This is a genomic window from Streptomyces fructofermentans, assembly GCF_014651055.1.
GTDB classification, from domain to species: Bacteria; Actinomycetota; Actinomycetes; order Streptomycetales; family Streptomycetaceae; genus Streptomyces; species Streptomyces fructofermentans.
Map to the genome: position 1 here is coordinate 36,488 of NZ_BMWD01000013.1, position 15,043 is coordinate 51,530.

A 15,043-nucleotide genomic window follows, 5' to 3' on the forward strand; every position below is an offset into this window, starting at 1 on the left:
CCGGTCGCCGGCTGCTTCGGCCGGTCGGCGTCCGGCACCTCGCGCCGTCCGTGCGACGGGAGGTGCCGTGCACGGCCCCGAGGGGCCGGCGGGAGGGCCTAGGAGTCCGTCGGCGCGGCCTCGGTCAGCCGCACGGTGCTGAGGATCTTCTTGACCGTCGCCTCGGGGATCTCGTCCTTGACGCCCTTGGCCCCGTACAGGTTCCAGGTGACGTAGTCGCCCGCGCCGTTCTTGAACGCGAAGGTGATGGCCTTGCCCTCGCTGTCGCACTTCTTCTTCTGCGGAGTGTTGCTCGAGTACGCGGTGGCGATGCTGCCCTTGAGCCCCGACTTCGTGGTGTAGGCCTTGGCCTTGTCCCACTTGACGCTCTTCTTGTCCGGCTGCGTGTAGCCGCCGAAGATCCACCAGGGAACGCGGGTCTCTGCCGCCTCGGCGGTGGTCTTGGCACCGTTCTCGCCGCGCGTGCCGGCCGTGGCGAGCGAGGTGTCCTCGACGCGGCCGTCCTTGTCGGTGTCGCTCGAGCACCACTTGGACTTGAGGTAGGCGGGGGCGGTGACCGTGGTGCGGTCGGTCTTGCCCTTCTCCTCCCACTCGAATCCGACGCTCGTGTCGGTGCTCTCGATCTCCCACTCGGCGGGCACGTCGAACATCGTGCCGAAGCGCGGGTTGATGACGACCTTCCAGCCCGCGATCGTGGCCTTCTCGCCGTCACCGCCCCGCGGGTTGTCGTCACCGGAGGACGCGGACGCGCTCGGGTCCTTGGACGCGCTGGGCGAGGACGACTTCTTGTCCTTGCCGCCGTCCGCCTTGTCGTCCTTGTCGTTGTCGCCGCCGAGCACCAGGAGCCCCGTGACACCGGCGGCGATCACGACGGCAGCGGCCGCCACGATCGCGACGACCTTCGTCCGGTTCCCGTTCCCGCCGCCCTGCGGCGGCTGCGGCGCACCGGGCGCCGTCCAACCGGCCTGCCCCGGCTGCGCGTACGGGTTCGGCTGCTGGAACCCGGGCTGCTGGTACGGATTCGGCTGCTGGTACCCCGGCTGCTGGTACGGGTTCTGGTTCTGCGGGTTCTGCTCGCCCCCGGGCGGCTGGTTTCCTGGCCACATGGGCAGCCACCCTAGTGCTGTCAGGGACACGGTTGGGTCACCGCCCCTGCCCAGGCCGGTAACCGAGGCGGTGGGCCGACCGGGTTCGTCCCGTATGGGGCGCCGTTGCGACGATCGCGCTCCGCTTCTGGTCAGAGCTGTCTACTCATGAGTAACATGCGGTCATGAGCGCAGACCAGATGTCGATCGGCGAGATGCTCGCCGCCACGGTGCCGATGGTTCGGACCCTGAAGCTGGAGTACCTGGAGACCACTCCGGAGAAGGCCGTCCTGGCGCTGCCGGACCAGAGCGAGTACCACAACCACGTGGGCGGCCCGCACGCCGGAGCGATGTTCACGCTGGGCGAGTCCGCGAGCGGGGCCGTCGTGCTGGCCGCGTTCGGGGACCAGCTCGCGCGGGCCGTTCCGCTGCCCGTGACCGCCGAGATCGCCTTCAAGAAGCTGGCCCGCGGGCCCGTCACGGCCACCGCCACGCTCGGCCGCCCCGTCGCGGACGTCGTCGCCGAACTCGACGCGGGCGAGCGCCCCGAGTTCCCGGTCGCCGTCGCCATCCGGCGCGAGGACGGAGCGGTGACCGGAGAGATGACCGTGATCTGGACTCTGAGGCCCAACGGCTGAGGCCCTCGGGCGCCGCGGCCGTGCGAGGTGCGCCGCGTCCGCGTGAGAGGCGCCGCGGCCGCCCGAGATGTGCTGCGGCCGTCCGGCGGCCGGGGTCGGGGCAGGGCCGAGGCCCTTCCCGTGCCGCCGGGGCCGTCGGCGGCCTCGGTGTCGCCCGCCGAACCGGTGCCGAGCCACTGTCAGGTGGCGGCCGAGGAGCGCCCGCACGGCTCGGGCCGATGGGTCGCCCTCCTGACGTACCGCCGGGCGGCGGGCGAGTGGCAGCGACCGCGCCCGGCCGCCTGCCTGCCGGTCCGGGGCGCGGAGCGCGCAGGGAGCCCCCGGCGCGCATCCGGTCCGGCCGTCCGGTCGTCCGGGCACATTCGGCGCCCATCGGGGACGAGCCGTCGAAGCGGTCCGGCGCCGGGGGCCCCGCGGTCAGCTCCCGGGTCCGTTCGGGCGGCCTTGGGACGGGGCCGGCGGCGAGCCGGGCGGCATGTTGTACGGCGTGACGACCTGGATCGCGGACGGCAGGACCGGAGTGCTGTCCGGGGGCAGGGCGCCGTGGGCCCGCATGATCAGCCGGCAGGCGTCGCGCATGTCCTGGCGCAGGTCGTGGTGGAGCACGGCGGACAGCCGCCCGGCACGCAGCAGCCGCGCGTTGTCGTGGTCCAGGTCGTGGGCGACGAAGACCTCGCACGGGCGGCCCACGGCGTCGAACGCGTCGAGCGTCGCGACGTTGCCGCCGCCCATCGAGTAGACCGCTCCGATCTCCGGGTCCTGCCGCAGCGCGGCCAGCACGAGGTCGAACTGCGTGGCGTCCAGACCGTCGCTGTCGGTGACCTCCACCAGCCGACGGGCCGGCCGAAGCGTACGCATCACCGCCCGGAAGCCCATCTCCCGTTCCTCCTCGCCGCGGAAGAAGCCGCGGCTGATCGTCGTGAGCACGGTGCCGGGGCGGCCGCCGAGCCACTGCCCCAGCAGGTAGGCGGCGGTGGCGCCCGCCGCCCGGTTGTCGATGCCGACGTAGGCGAGCCGGCCGCTGGACGGCAGATCCGTCACGAGGGTCACCACCGGGACGCCCGCGGCCACCAGCCGTCCCACCGCCGCGGTGACCTCCGGGACGTCCGGCGCCTTGAGGATCACGCCCTGCGAGCCGCGCCGCGCCGTCCGGTCCAGCGTCTCCACCAGCTCGTCCGGGCCGCCGGTCTCCCGGAAGTGGAACCGGCAGCGCACCACCGCCGGGTGCAGGGACGGCAGTTCCGCCTCCAGTGCCGCGCGCACCGCCGTGGAGAAGCGCTCCGGTGTCTGCATCACGACGTCGGTCATGAAGGTCCGGCCCGTCAGCCGCACCTGCGTCCGCTGCCGGTCCAGGTCCGTGACGGCCTGCTGGACCGACCGGGCCGTGCTCTCCCTGACCCCGCCCCTGCCGTTCAGGACCCGGTCCACGGTGGCCTCGCTCAGGCCGGCCTGGCGGGCGATCTCCCTGATCGGGTACGGGTGGCCCATCACCGGCTCCTTGAGGGGTTTTTGACGGCTCTCTGACGATTGCCCGAGGGGTGCGGCCTCACAAGAATGACATCGACGCGTCGCTGCGAACTCCGGGAGGACGAGGATGCACCGCACTCTCTCAGGGCCCCGCGCATGGCTGTCCGAGCGCGACTGCGACCTCGGCGCCCTGCGCGAACTGGTCGAGCGCGAGACCGACCCGGCCGACCACCCGTACGCCAGCGGCGTGGAGCGGAACGTCCCGCTCTACGACTGCGACCGGCTGCGCGCCGCGTCCGCCACGGCCGACGGCCGCCGGGACGTGCAGACCGAACTGGTCCGCGCGCTCGCCGAGGGCCCCGGTGTCGTGGTCCTGCGGGGAGCCTTCCCCGACCGCGAGGTGGTCCGCCGGGCGGGAGCCGCGTTCGACGAGCTGATCGCCCGGCAGCGCGCGTCCGGTGCCGCCGCGGGCGACCACTTCGCCAGGCCAGGCGCCAACGACCGGGTGTGGAACGCCCTGGAGAAGACGGCCCTGCTCGACCCCGAGGCGTTCGCCGACTACTACGCGAACGACATGATCGCCCTGGTGTCCACGGCGTGGCTCGGACCCGGCTACCAGGTCACGTCCCAGATCAACGTGGTGAACCCGGGCGGCGCCGCGCAGACCGCGCACCGCGACTACCACCTGGGATTCCTCTCCGCCGAGGTCGCCGCCGCGTATCCCGCCCACGTCCACCGCCTCTCCCCGGCGCTCACACTCCAGGGCGCGGTCGCGCACTGCGACATGCCCGTCGAGTCGGGCCCCACGATGTACCTGCCGCACTCGCAGAAGTACGGGCCCGGCTATCTGGCCTGGCGACTGCCCGAGTTCCAGGCGTACTTCGAGGCCCACCACGTACAACTGCCCCTGGCGGAGGGGGACGCGGTGTTTTTCAACCCGGCCCTCCTGCACGCGGCGGGACACAACCGGTCGACGGACGTCCGGCGCGCGGCCAACCTGCTCCAGGTCTCCTCGGCGTTCGGCCGGGCCATGGAGAGCGTGGACCGCGAGGCCGTCACGAACGCGGTCTACCCGGTGCTGCTCCGGCGCCGCGCCGAGGGCGTCGGACAGGCCTGGCTGGACGCCGTGGTCGCCGCGAGCGCCGAGGGCTACCCGTTCCCGACGAACCTCGACTCCGACCCGCCCGTCGACGGGGCGACGCCCTCCTCCCAGGCGGACCTGGTGCACCGCGCGCTGGCCGGGGAGTGGGCGCCGGAGCGGCTGAGGGCCGCGCTGCGCGACGGCGCGGCCCGCCGCGAGAGCTGACACCGTGGGAGGACTCGGTCACGTGGGGACGCGCATGGGACTTCTCGAAGGCAAGGTCGTCCTCGTCAACGGCGGCAGCCAGGGTGTCGGTGCCGCCGTCGCCCGGGCCGCGGCGCGCGAGGGGGCGACGGTGGCCGTCACCGGGCGCCGCCCCGGGCCGGGCGAGGCGCTGGTGGGCGAGCTGACCGGTGCCGGCGCCCGGGCGAGCTACGTACGGGCCGACCTGTCCGACGCCGACCAGGCCCGCGGCAGTGTGGCCGAGGTGGTCGCCGCGTACGGGCGCGTGGACTGCCTGGTCAACTCCGCCGGGCTCACCTCGCGCGGGACGCTGCTCGACACGACGCCCGAACTGTTCGACGCGCACATCGCGGTCAACCTCAAGGGCCCGTTCTTCGCGATGCAGGCTGCCGTCGCGGACATGGTGTCGCGGGGAGCCCCGGGCACCGTCGTCAACATCATCACCTCCTCCGCGCACGGAGGCCAGCCCTTCCTCGCGCCGTACGTGGCCGCCAAGGCGGGGCTCGTCGGCCTGACCCGCAACGCGGCGCACGCCCACCGATGGGACCGCGTACGGATCAACGGCCTGAACATCGGCTGGACGGAGACCGAGGGCGAGGACACCACCCAGCGGACCTTCCACGACGCGGGCGACGACTGGCGTGAACGGGCCGCCGCGAAGCTGCCGATGGGCAGACTCGGACAGCCCGACGAGATCGCCGCCTTCGTCGTGCTCCTGCTCTCCGACCGCAGCGGCGTCGTCACCGGCTCGGTGATCGACTGGGACCAGAACGTCCTCGGCGGACTCGACTGAGCGGGCGACCGCACCCGTCCCTCCCCACCGAAGCACCCCAGGTACCCGCATCCGGCCCCCTGTCCCGCCGTCCCGTCCCCGCACCCCGCCCGCGCAGTACGTGAACCGCACACACGCAAGCGAACAAGGAGCCCGTGAACCATGCGCATCGGCATCCTCGGCCTCGGCCGGATCGGCGCCTTCCACGCCGAGACCCTCTCCCGGCTCGACACGGTCGAGTCCCTCGTCGTCGCCGACCCGTTCGCGGGAGCGGTCACGGCCGCCGTCGGACGCCTCGGCGCCGAGGCCGCCGACTCGCCCGAGGCGGTGTTCGCCTCGGGTGTCGACGGCGTGGTGATCGCCGCCGCGACCGACGCCCACCCCGGACTGCTCCTGGCCGCGGTGGAGGCGGGGCTCCCGGTCTTCTGCGAGAAGCCCGTCGCCCGCACGATGAAGGAGGGCACCGAGGTCCTGAACGCCGTACGGGACAGCGGTGTCGAGATCCAGATCGGCTACAACCGGCGCTTCGACAAGGGCTTCGCGGCCGCCCGCGCCGCGGTCCGCGGCGGTGAACTCGGCGTGCTGCACACCGTGCGCTCCACCACCCTCGACCCGGCGCCGCCGCCGGCCGCGTACATCGCCTCCTCCGGAGGCATCTTCCGCGACTGCTCCGTGCACGACTTCGACATCATCCGCTGGGTGACCGGGCGCGAGGTCACCGAGGTGTACGCGACCGGCGGCAACCGCGGGGAGCGGTACATCGCCGAGGCGGGCGACGCCGACACCACCGCCGCCGTGCTCACCCTGGACGACGGCACGCTCGCCGTGGTCTCCAACTCACGCCACAACGCGCGCGGTTACGACGTCCGGATGGAGCTGCACGGCTTCCGGGACAGCATCGCGGTCGGCCTGGAGGACAAGCTGCCGCTGCGGTCGGTCGAGCCGGGAGCCACCTTCCCCGCGGGCCCGCCGCACGACTTCTTCATGGACCGCTTCGCCGACGCGTACCGGGCCGAACTCGGCGTGTTCACCGAGGTCGTGGCAGGCCGGCGGAGTTCGCCCTGCACCGTCGCCGACGCGCTGGAGGCGGGCTGGATCGCCGAGGCCTGCACCCTCTCCCTGCGCGAGCGCCGCGCGGTGACGACCGAGGAGGTGCGCGGCGCGTGACGAACCCCGCAGAGCCGCTGCGCATCGGGGTGCTGGGGGCCGCCCGCATCGCCGAACGGTCCCTGGTGGGCCCGGCCCGCGCGACGGGCCACCGACTGGTCGCGGTGGCCGCCCGCGACCGGTCCCGGGCCGCGGCCTTCGCCGCGGACCACGGCGTGGAGCGCGTCGTGGACTCGTACGCCGAACTGGTCGCCGATCCGGAGGTGGAGGTCGTCTACAACCCCCTCGCCAACGGACTGCACGGGCCGTGGAACCTCGCGGCGCTCGCCGAGGGCAAGCACGTCCTCACGGAGAAGCCGTCCGCGAGCAACACGGAGGAGGCCGTCGAGGTCCGGGACGCCGCCGCAGGGGCCGGCACGGTGTACATGGAGGCCTTCCACTACCTCTTCCACCCCGTCACGGGCCGCCTGCACGCCCTGCTGGCCTCCGGGGAACTCGGGGAGCTGCGGCACGTGGAGGCGACGGTCGCCGTTCCCGCCCCGCCCGGGGACGACCCGCGCTGGTCGCTGTCCCTCGCGGGCGGCGCGCTCATGGACCTCGGCTGCTACGGGCTGCACGCCCTGCGGATGCTGGCCCCTTGGGCCGGCGGGCCACCGGTCCTGGCCGGCGCCCGGGGCGGGGCGCGTGCGGGTGCGCCGGAGGTCGACGAGTGGCTCGACGCGGACCTGGTGTTCCCCGGCGGGGCCACCGGGTCCGCCCGCTGCCACATGGACCACGGCGAACTGCTGATGACCTGCAAGATCGTCGGCTCCCTGGGCGAGGCGACCGCGATGAACTTCGTCCTGCCGCACCGCGACGACCGGGTGGTGGTCCGCACGGCGGCGGGGGAGCGGACCGAGGAGCTCGGCAAACGGTCCTCGTACACGTACCAGTTGGAGGCCTTCGCCGCCCGGGTGCGCGGCGGGGCGGCGCTGCCGCTGGACGCCGAGGACGCGGTGGCCACCATGCGGCTGATCGACGACTGCTACCGCGCCGCCGGGTTCCGGCCCAGGCCGCGCACCGGGCTCCCGGCCTCCTGAGTCCCCGGCGCGCCGGCCACGGGCGCGGGGCGCACACGCGGTGCGCCGGCTGCCCCGCGGGGCACACGAGCGGCGGACGGCGGAGGCCGCCCGNNAGTCCGCCCGGCGGACCGTCGCCGGGCGGCCTCCGCCCCGGACACGCGGCGGGGGATCCGTCAGGAAGCGCCCCCGCCGCCGGCTCAGCGGTAGAAGTCCGGCCGTTCCACCAGTTCGACCGCGATCCGGCCGCCACCGGTCTGCGCGCGCACCCCCGCCTCGCACACCGCGGCCGTCGCGTAGCCGTCCCAGGCGCTGGGGCCCGTGACCTCGCCCCGCCGGGTGGCGTCCACCCAGGCCTGCATCTGGCGGTCGTACGCGTCCTCGAACCGCTCCACGAAGTCCTGCGCCACGGCCCCGCCCCAGCGGCCCGCCGCGGTGGTGACCAGGGCGTGCCCGTCGCCGATGCGGGCCGTACCGCGTTCGCACACGACCTCGGCCTGCACCTGGTAGCCGAAGCCGCAGTTGACGTTGATCTCCACGTCCACGACGGCCCCTCCGTCGGTCTCGAACAGCACCAACTGCGGGTCCCGCAGGCCCTCGGGGGCGTTGCCGGACGGCGTGGGGCACAGCACGGTGACCGCGGTGATCTCCTGGCCCAGCAGCCAACGCGTGATGTCCATCTCGTGCACGACGGAGTCGCTGATGAGCATCGCGCTGGTGAAGCCCGGCGGGGTGGAGACGTTGCGGTGCCGGTTGTGCAGCATCAGCGGCCTGCCCAACTCCCCGCTGTCCAGCAGTGACTTGAGCCTGGCGTACTCCGTGTCGTAGCGCCGCATGAAACCCACCTGGACCCGTCGGTGGCCGAGCCGCCGCTCCGCCTCCAGGACGCGCAGCGCGGACGCCGCGTCCGGGGTGAGCGGCTTCTCGCACAGGACGGGCAGGTCGTGCGCGAACGCGGCGAGCAGGGCCGCCTCGTGGGCGGGCCCCGGGGAGGCGATCAGTACGGCCTCGACGCCGTCCGCCCTCATCGCCGCGATCGGGTCGGTGTGGACCGAACAGCCCTCGATGCCGTCGGCGGCGCGCTTCGCGCGCTCCGCGTCGACGTCCGCGACCGCGGCGACCCGCGCCCCGTTGGTCACCTCGTGCAGCCGGCGTACGTGGTCGGCCCCCATCTTCCCGGTGCCGATGACGGCCACCCCGAGCGGTCCGCGCTGTGCCATGGTCGGTCGGTCCCTTCTCACGTGCCGCGCCGGCACGGGAACTGGCGGGTCGATGGTGGGCGGGGGGCCGGACGTCTCCGGTGGTCCGGGGCGCCCGGCCCGCCCGGCCCGCGCGGGCCGCGGGCCGTCAGGAGTCCTTCCCGCCGGGAGGCGCGGTCGGGACGGACGGGGCGGGAGCGCCGGCTCCGGACGTGACCGGGGCCCGGAGGTCCGCCTCCTCGGGCAGCCCCTCGACGTCGACCCCGCGCACCTGTGCCAACTCGTGCTTCAGGGCGGCGAGTTCGGCGCCGCCCGCCATGTGGTTGGTGAGTTCCTCGAGGCCGACCTCGCTGCGGGACGCGCTCAGTTCCATCGTGCCCAGCCGGAGCACGCTGAAGTGGTCGCCGACCATGTAGGCGTGGTGCGGGTTGTGGGTGATGAAGATGACGCCGAGGCCCCGGTCGCGGGCGGCGGCGATGTACTTCAGCACGACGCCGGACTGCTTCACGCCGAGCGCCGCGGTGGGCTCGTCGAGGATCAGCACGCGGGCGCCGAAGTAGACGGCCCTGGCGATGGCCACGGACTGGCGCTGGCCGCCGGACAGGGTGCCGATGGGCTGCTCCAGGTCGTCCAGGACGATGCCCATGTTGCGCAGTTCCTCGTCCGCGGTGCGCTTCATGCGGGCGATGTCGAGGCGGCGCACCGGCCAGGGGCCGCGGGTCATCTCGGAGCCGAGGAAGAAGTTCCGCCACACCGGCATCAGCGGGACCGTGGCGAGGTCCTGGTAGACGGTGGCGATCCCGCGGTCGAGGGCCTCGCGGGGGCTGCCGAACCGCACCGGCTCGCCGTCCACGAGCAACTCGCCCTCGGTGTGCTGGTGGAGGCCGGAGACGATCTTGATGAGGGTCGACTTGCCCGCGCCGTTGTCGCCCAGGACGCAGGTGACCCGGCCGGGACGGACGGCGAGGCTGACGCCGTGCAGCGCGCGGACGTTGCCGTACGCCTTTCCGGCACCGCGCAGCTCCACGATCGGCGCGGCGGAGCCGTCCGCGCCCCTGTCCGGGCCTGCGCCTGTACCCGTGCTCGTGGCGGCGCCCGTCCCGGGCTCCGTGCCCGCTCCGGTGTCCGCCGTGCCGGCCGCCGCGCCGGTCGGGGAGGAGTTGTCGGTTGTCATGGGTTCACCTCCGGGTCGCCTGGCGGCGGACCCACAGATTGACGAGGGCGGCGAGCAGGAGCATGACGCCGAGGAAGGCCTTGAACCAGTCCGGGTTCCAGTTGGCGTAGACGATGCCCTGCGAGACCATGCCGAAGATGAAGGCACCGATGACCGGGCCGATCGCCGATCCGTAGCCGCCGGTGAGCAGGCAGCCGCCGATGACCGCCGCGATGATGTACAGGAACTCGTTGCCCACGCCCTCGCCGGACTGGACGGTGTTGAACGAGAACAGGATGTGCATGCCGACGAACCAGGCGCCGGCGCCGACGCCCATGAAGAGGGCGATCTTGGTGAACGTGACGGGTACGCCGACGGCCCGGGCGCTCTCCTCGTTGCCGCCGGTCGCGAAGATCCAGTTGCCGAACCTGGTGCGCAGCAGCAGCCAGGTCGCGGCGGCGGCGAAGACCAGCCAGTAGAACACGGTGATCTTCACATCGACCCCGCCGATGCCGATCTCGGAGGCGAAGACCTTCTTGGCCTGGTCGAATCCCTGCATGTCGCTGATCGAGTCGGTGGCGACGTTGCCGGTGAAGATCTTCGTGACGGCGAGGTTGGCGCCCTGCAGGATCAGGAAGGAGCCGAGTGTGATCAGGAAGCTGGGCAGGCCGGTCCTCACGAGCAGGTAGCCGTTGAACGCCCCGACGGCCAGCGCCACCACCAGGGCGACGATCACCCCGGTCCACACGTTCAGCGACAGCTGGAAGCTGAGGATGCTCGCGGTGAGCGCCGAGGTCGTCACGGCCACACCGGCGGACAGGTCGAACTCGCCGCCGATCATCAGCAGGGCCACCGGCAGCGCCATGATGCCCATGACGGACGACTCGTAGAGCACGTTGGCGAGCGAACTCGCCTCCCGGAACGGCGAGGCCACCGCGAAGAAGAAGACGTACACGGATATCGCCGCGATGAGCGCGCCGATCTCCGGCCTGGCCAGTACGCGCCTGGCCAGGGACCGTTCGGAGGTCCGGCCGTCCTTCGGTGCGGCCGGCGAAGCCGGCGGCGAGTCGCTCGCCGCCGGCGCCGTTGCCTGGGACACGGGGATCACCTGGTGCCCTTCGCGGCGAACTTGGCGATGTCGGCGACGTTCTCCTTGTCCACGAACGCCGGACCGGTCAGCACCGGCTCCTGGCCGCCGCCGCTGAAGTTGCCGTTGGTCTTGTAGAGCCACAGGGCGTCGACGGACAAGTAGCCCTGGAGGTAGGGCTGCTGGTCCACGGCGAAGTCGACGTCGCCGTCCTCGATGGCCTTGACCATGTCCTTGTTCAGGTCGAAGGTCGCGACCTTGGCCTTGCTCTTGGCGTCACCGACGGACTGCGCGGCCGTCAGGGCGAACGGGGCGCCCAGCGTCACCACGTAGTCGACCGACGAGTCCTGCTTGAGCTTGGCGGTGATCGTCGACTTCACGGCCGGCATGTTCGTGCCGTTGACGTAGAGGTTCGTGGTCTTGCCCCCGAAGGTCTTCTTCACCCCGGCGCAGCGTGCCTCCAGGGCGACATGGCCCTGCTCGTGGATGACGCAGACGGCGTTCTTCGCGCCGAGCTCGTTCAGCTTCTCGCCGAAGGCCTCGCCCGCCACGGACTCGTCCTGGCCGAAGTACTCCAGGAGGCCCTGCTCCTTCCAGTCGTCGATGCCTCCGTTGAGGCCGACGACCGGGATGCCCGCCTTCTTCGCCTTGGCGACGGCCGCCTTCATGGCGTCCGGCTTGGCCAGGGTTATCGCGATGCCGTCGACCTTCTGGTCTATCGCGTTCTGCACCAGGTTGGCCTGCTTGGCCGCGTCGGGGCTGTTGGAGTAGAGGAGGTCGACGTTGTCCTTGTCGGCGGCGGCCTCGGCGCCCTTGCGGATGAGGTCCCAGAAGGTGTCGCCGGGGGCCGCGTGGGTGATCAGCGCGACCTTCATTCGGGGCGTGTCGGCCTTGCCGGCAGCCGCGTTGTCCGCGCTCTCCTCGGCCTTCTTGCCGCCGGAGTCGCTGGAGCAGCCGGTGACCATGAGGGCCGCCGCGGCGGCCGCGGCGACGAGGGCGGGGAATCTGCGGGAGCGGGGGCGAGACGTGCGGTCCATCTTTCCGGCACCTCACTGTGCGACAGGGAAAAGGCTGCGGGTCGGTCCGGGCGCGCTGCCCGGACCTCGGGCCCGAACGGAGGGAACCGGTGGGCCGTATGACGACGAATTCGGCAGTGCTGTTGGGAGGGGATGTAAGTCCCTGACCGACCCCTCTGTCAATACTTTGTTAAGACATCATTTCAGGAACACGTGAGAATGTAAGTACAAAGTCTTGACAGGGTCCGGCCCCGGTCTTACACCTAGGAATCACCGGTCCCCCGTATCCCGCACCCCCCGGAAGTCCGCACCCCAGCTCGAGGAGCGACCTGTATGAGCGAGTCCTTCGACCTGATCACCATGGGCCGCATCGGAGTCGATCTCTACCCGCTGCAGACCGGCGTACCGCTCGCGCGCGTGGAAACCTTCGGGAAGTTCCTCGGCGGCTCGGCCGCCAACGTCGCGGTCGCCGCGGCCCGCCTCGGGCGCTCCAGCGCGATCGTCACCCGCACCGGCGACGACCCCTTCGGGGAGTATCTGCACCAGGCCCTGCGGGAGTTCGGGGTCGACGACCGCTGGGTCACCCCGGTCGGCGCCCACCCGACACCGGTCACGTTCTGCGAGATCTTCCCGCCCGACGACTTCCCGCTCTACTTCTACCGCCGGCCCAAGGCGCCCGACCTGGAGATCCGCACCGACGAACTCGACTTCTTCGCCCTCAGGGCGGCGAAGATCCTCTGGATCACCGGCACCGGGCTCAGCGAGGAACCGAGCCGCTCCGCCACCCTCGCGGCCCTCAAGTCCCGGGGCAGGGCCGGCACCACCGTCTTCGACCTCGACTGGCGCCCCATGTTCTGGAAGGACCCCGCGCAGGCCCGCCCGTACTACGCCGAGGCCCTGCGGCACGTCACGGTCGCCGTCGGCAACCTCGACGAGTGCGAGGTCGCCACCGGGGAGCGCGAACCGCGGGCCTGCGCCGAGGCGCTCCTCGCGGCGGGGGTCGAGCTGGCCGTGGTCAAGCAGGGCCCCAAGGGCGTCCTCGCCGTCCACCGCGACGGCACCGCCGCCGAGGTGCCGCCGGTGCCCGTCGAGGTCGTCAACGGCCTCGGCGCGGGCGACGCGTTCGGCGGTTCGATGTGCCACGGGCTGCTGGCGGGCTGGGAGTTGGAGAGGACGATGCGGCACGCCAACGCGGCGGGAGCCATCGTCGCCTCCCGCCTCGCCTGCTCCTCCGCGATGCCGACCGCCGCCGAGGTCGAGGATCTCGTCGCTTCCCGCGGCTGACGCCGCCACCCCCGAACGGAGCAACCCTTGAGCATCACCATCCCCGACCTCGTCAGGGTGCGGGCCCGGCACCCGGAGGCCATAGCCGAGGCGGCGGCCCGCCGCGGCAGGCGCCCTCTCGTGGGCGACGGCGGCCGCCTCATGATCGTGGCCGCCGACCATCCGGCGCGCGGCGCGCTCGCCGTCGGCGACCGCGCCCTGGCGATGGCCAACCGCGCCGACCTGCTGGAGCGGCTGTGCGTCGCGCTGTCGCGGCCCGGTGTGGACGGGGTGCTCGCCACCGCCGACATCCTGGAGGACCTCCTCCTGCTCGGCGCGCTGGAGAACAAGGTCGTGATGGGCTCGATGAACCGCGGCGGCCTGGCCGGCGCCTCCTTCGAGATGGACGACCGCTTCACCGGCCACCGCGCCGAGGACATCGAGAGGCTGAACTTCGACGCGGGCAAACTGCTGCTGCGCATCGACTACGACGACCCCGGCTCGCTGACCACCCTGGAGTCCTCGGCCCGCGCGATCGACGCCATGGCCGGACGCCGACTCCCCGTGTTCGTCGAGCCGTTCATCACCCGCCGCGTCGGAGGGACGGTGCGCAACGACCTCACCGCCGCGGCCGTCACCCGGTCCATCGCCATCGCCTCCGGGCTCGGCGGCACCTCCGCCTACACCTGGCTGAAACTGCCCGTCACCGACGACCCCGACGACATGTCCACCGCCCTGGAGACGTCGACCCTGCCCGTCGTGCTGCTCGGCGGGGAGGTCGGCCGGGACCAGGACGGCGCGTACGAGAGATGGCGCAAGGCCCTGCGGCTGCCCACCGTCCAGGGGCTGGTCGTCGGGCGGTCCCTGCTCTATCCCGCCGAGGGCGGCGTCGAGACCGCGGTGGACACCGCGGTCGGCCTGCTCTGACCGGAAGGAATCCCGTATGACCAGCGCACACCACCTGCCCGCCGGCAAGGCAGTGAGCGACCCCTACGCCGTGGACGTCTCGCCGGACAGCGCAGGCTGGCGGTACTCCAGCCTCCGTGTCCTCGAACTGCCGCCCGGAGGAACGCACTTGTTCCCCGCGGGGGACAGCGAGTGGATCGTGCTCTCCCTCGGCGGCGGCTGCACCGTCACCGTCGACGACGCCCCCGGGCAGGACGCCTTCGAACTGCGCGGCCGCAGCGACGTGTTCGCCGGGGTCAGCGACTTCGTGTACGTCCCGCGCGACGCCACCGCCACCCTCACCTCGGAGGCGGGCGGGCGCTTCGCGCTCACCGGAGCGCGCTGCACCCGCCGTCTGCCCGCCCGCCACGGGCCCGCCGACTCCGTCCCCGTCGAGCTGCGCGGCACCGGAAACTGCTCGCGCCGGGTGCACAACTTCGGCGCCGCGGGGGTCTTCGAGTGCGACCGGCTCATCGCCGTCGAGGTGGTCACCCCCGGCGGCAACTGGTCCTCGTACCCGCCGCACAAGCACGACGAGCACCACCCCGGCGAGGAGTCCGAACTGGAGGAGATCTACTACTTCGAGATCGCCGGCCACGAGGGCACCCCCGGCCTCGGATACCAGCGGGTCTCGCCCTCCGGCCGGGGAAGCGGGACGGACGTCCTCGCCGAGGTGCGCGCCGGTGACGTCGTACTGATCCCCGACGGCTGGCACGGCCCGTCGATGGCCGCGCCCGGCCACGACATGTACTACCTCAACGTCATGGCGGGCCCCGGGGACGAACGGGCCTGGCTGATCCGCGACCACCCCGACCACGCGTGGATCCGCGACACCTGGCCAGGCACCCCTGTCGACCCCCGGCTGGCCCCGCCCGACGTCCGGCGGCGCCCGGACGGCACGACTCCCGACACTGCCCCGTCCCAGTGAG

At 72.6% G+C, this 15,043-nt stretch carries 14 protein-coding genes; 8 read left to right on the forward strand and 6 right to left on the reverse strand.

Annotated elements, in window-relative coordinates; genetic code table 11:
* Positions 1 to 98: 98 nt before the first annotated feature.
* A complete protein-coding gene (locus IE265_RS19140; protein WP_190036837.1) occupies positions 99 to 1,106 on the reverse strand; it encodes a DUF8017 domain-containing protein in 1,008 nt (335 codons plus the stop codon).
* A 179-nt stretch (positions 1,107 to 1,285) separates the two neighbouring features.
* Here IE265_RS19140 and IE265_RS19145 point away from each other — a divergent pair, with 179 nt between their 5' ends.
* Positions 1,286 to 1,723 carry a DUF4442 domain-containing protein gene (locus tag IE265_RS19145; RefSeq protein WP_190036983.1) on the forward strand — a complete coding sequence of 146 codons (438 nt, stop codon included), beginning with the start codon at positions 1,286 to 1,288 and terminating at the stop codon, positions 1,721 to 1,723.
* A gap of 417 nt (positions 1,724 to 2,140) precedes the next feature.
* Here IE265_RS19145 and IE265_RS19150 read toward each other — a convergent pair whose 3' ends face one another.
* Entirely contained in the window at positions 2,141 to 3,211 is a 1,071-nt protein-coding gene (locus IE265_RS19150) for a LacI family DNA-binding transcriptional regulator (RefSeq protein WP_190036838.1), read from the reverse strand.
* Positions 3,212 to 3,317: 106 nt separating this feature from the next.
* Between IE265_RS19150 and IE265_RS19155 the strand changes: the two genes are divergently transcribed.
* From IE265_RS19155 to IE265_RS19170, 4 genes are all read left to right on the forward strand, one after another.
* The gene (locus IE265_RS19155) at positions 3,318 to 4,496 is read left to right on the forward strand and encodes a phytanoyl-CoA dioxygenase family protein (RefSeq protein ID WP_190036839.1); all 1,179 of its coding nucleotides are present in this window, start codon (positions 3,318 to 3,320) and stop codon (positions 4,494 to 4,496) included.
* 34 nt (positions 4,497 to 4,530) lie between these two features.
* Positions 4,531 to 5,307 (forward strand): SDR family oxidoreductase, encoded by a 777-nt coding sequence (locus IE265_RS19160; RefSeq protein ID WP_190036840.1) that lies wholly within the window; start codon positions 4,531 to 4,533, stop codon positions 5,305 to 5,307.
* 141 nt (positions 5,308 to 5,448) lie between these two features.
* Positions 5,449 to 6,453, forward strand: coding sequence for a Gfo/Idh/MocA family protein (locus IE265_RS19165; protein WP_190036841.1), 1,005 nt, complete (start codon positions 5,449 to 5,451; stop codon positions 6,451 to 6,453).
* Complete coding sequence (locus IE265_RS19170; protein ID WP_190036842.1) at positions 6,450 to 7,472, forward strand: Gfo/Idh/MocA family protein; 1,023 nt, start codon at positions 6,450 to 6,452, stop codon at positions 7,470 to 7,472. The genes IE265_RS19165 and IE265_RS19170 overlap by 4 nt, the downstream gene beginning before the upstream one ends.
* Before the next feature lie 179 nt (positions 7,473 to 7,651).
* On the opposite strand, the gene IE265_RS19175 is transcribed toward IE265_RS19170, so the two are convergent.
* The 4 genes from IE265_RS19175 to IE265_RS19190 form a co-directional block, all read right to left on the reverse strand.
* Positions 7,652 to 8,671 carry a Gfo/Idh/MocA family protein gene (locus IE265_RS19175; protein WP_190036843.1) on the reverse strand — a complete coding sequence of 340 codons (1,020 nt, stop codon included), beginning with the start codon at positions 8,669 to 8,671 and terminating at the stop codon, positions 7,652 to 7,654.
* A gap of 127 nt (positions 8,672 to 8,798) precedes the next feature.
* Positions 8,799 to 9,824 (reverse strand): ATP-binding cassette domain-containing protein, encoded by a 1,026-nt coding sequence (locus tag IE265_RS19180; protein ID WP_190036844.1) that lies wholly within the window; start codon positions 9,822 to 9,824, stop codon positions 8,799 to 8,801.
* 4 nt (positions 9,825 to 9,828) lie between these two features.
* Positions 9,829 to 10,902 carry an ABC transporter permease gene (locus IE265_RS19185; protein WP_190036845.1) on the reverse strand — a complete coding sequence of 358 codons (1,074 nt, stop codon included), beginning with the start codon at positions 10,900 to 10,902 and terminating at the stop codon, positions 9,829 to 9,831.
* A 5-nt stretch (positions 10,903 to 10,907) separates the two neighbouring features.
* Entirely contained in the window at positions 10,908 to 11,927 is a 1,020-nt protein-coding gene (locus tag IE265_RS19190) for a sugar ABC transporter substrate-binding protein (protein ID WP_190036846.1), read from the reverse strand.
* Between the two features lie 312 nt (positions 11,928 to 12,239).
* On the opposite strand from IE265_RS19190, the gene iolC reads away from it, so the two are divergent.
* The 3 genes from iolC to iolB are packed head-to-tail and all read left to right on the forward strand — an operon-like array spanning position 12,240 to position 15,042.
* Entirely contained in the window at positions 12,240 to 13,190 is a 951-nt protein-coding gene (iolC, locus tag IE265_RS19195; RefSeq protein WP_190036847.1) for a 5-dehydro-2-deoxygluconokinase, read from the forward strand.
* A gap of 27 nt (positions 13,191 to 13,217) precedes the next feature.
* Positions 13,218 to 14,096 (forward strand): Cgl0159 family (beta/alpha)8-fold protein, encoded by an 879-nt coding sequence (locus IE265_RS19200; protein WP_190036848.1) that lies wholly within the window; start codon positions 13,218 to 13,220, stop codon positions 14,094 to 14,096.
* Between the two features lie 16 nt (positions 14,097 to 14,112).
* Positions 14,113 to 15,042: a 5-deoxy-glucuronate isomerase gene (iolB, locus tag IE265_RS19205; RefSeq protein WP_190036849.1), complete on the forward strand. Its 930-nt coding sequence runs from the start codon at positions 14,113 to 14,115 to the stop codon at positions 15,040 to 15,042.
* Position 15,043: the final 1 nt, after the last annotated feature.

Excerpts from the sequence above, each read along its gene's own strand:
- IE265_RS19180 (WP_190036844.1), bottom strand. The coding sequence starts at position 9,824 with ATGACAACCGACAACTCCTCCCCGACCGGCGCGGCGGCCGGCACGGCG.
- IE265_RS19145 (WP_190036983.1), top strand. The coding sequence starts at position 1,286 with ATGTCGATCGGCGAGATGCTCGCCGCCACGGTGCCGATGGTTCGGACC.
- iolB (WP_190036849.1), top strand. The coding sequence starts at position 14,113 with ATGACCAGCGCACACCACCTGCCCGCCGGCAAGGCAGTGAGCGACCCC.
- IE265_RS19155 (WP_190036839.1), top strand. The coding sequence starts at position 3,318 with ATGCACCGCACTCTCTCAGGGCCCCGCGCATGGCTGTCCGAGCGCGAC.
- iolC (WP_190036847.1), top strand. The coding sequence starts at position 12,240 with ATGAGCGAGTCCTTCGACCTGATCACCATGGGCCGCATCGGAGTCGAT.
- IE265_RS19150 (WP_190036838.1), bottom strand. The coding sequence starts at position 3,211 with ATGGGCCACCCGTACCCGATCAGGGAGATCGCCCGCCAGGCCGGCCTG.
- IE265_RS19165 (WP_190036841.1), top strand. The coding sequence starts at position 5,449 with ATGCGCATCGGCATCCTCGGCCTCGGCCGGATCGGCGCCTTCCACGCC.
- IE265_RS19140 (WP_190036837.1), bottom strand. The coding sequence starts at position 1,106 with ATGTGGCCAGGAAACCAGCCGCCCGGGGGCGAGCAGAACCCGCAGAAC.
- IE265_RS19160 (WP_190036840.1), top strand. The coding sequence starts at position 4,531 with ATGGGACTTCTCGAAGGCAAGGTCGTCCTCGTCAACGGCGGCAGCCAG.
- IE265_RS19190 (WP_190036846.1), bottom strand. The coding sequence starts at position 11,927 with ATGGACCGCACGTCTCGCCCCCGCTCCCGCAGATTCCCCGCCCTCGTC.
- IE265_RS19175 (WP_190036843.1), bottom strand. The coding sequence starts at position 8,671 with ATGGCACAGCGCGGACCGCTCGGGGTGGCCGTCATCGGCACCGGGAAG.